The sequence below is a fragment of the Paludisphaera rhizosphaerae genome, assembly GCF_011065895.1.
GTDB classification, from domain to species: domain Bacteria; phylum Planctomycetota; class Planctomycetia; order Isosphaerales; family Isosphaeraceae; genus Paludisphaera; species Paludisphaera rhizosphaerae.
The window spans coordinates 1-373 of record NZ_JAALCR010000102.1; the positions used below are offsets into that span (position 1 = coordinate 1).

General features: G+C 74.8%; 1 protein-coding gene. It reads right to left on the reverse strand.

Annotated features, from left to right (window positions below):
• Positions 1-373, reverse strand: a 373-nt coding sequence (locus tag G5C50_RS32170; protein ID WP_165076191.1) for a transposase, incomplete at both ends; no start/stop codon positions are given.

Below are 373 nucleotides of genomic sequence, written 5' to 3' on the forward strand. Positions count from 1 at the left end.
GGACTGTTCGATCGCCTCGCGGACGCCCTCGCGCTTGTGGCAGGCGAGGTTGTCCATCACCACGACGTCGCCGGGCCGCAGGGCCGGGGCCAGCTGCTGGCGGACGTAGGCGGCGAACAGCTCGCCGTTGATCGCCCCGTCGACCACGACCGGGGCCACGACTCCGTCGGCCCGCAGGCCGGCGACGAACGTGGTCGTCTTCCAGTGGCCGTGGGGCACGGCCATGACCAGCCGGACGCCGCTGGGGGCCCGGCCGCGCGTCCGGGTCATGTTGGTGCTCGCCCAGGTCTCGTCGACGAACACCAACCGGGCCGGGTCCAGCCCGGGCATGGCTTCGCGCCAGCGTCGGCGGGCCTCGGCGACGTCGGGGCGG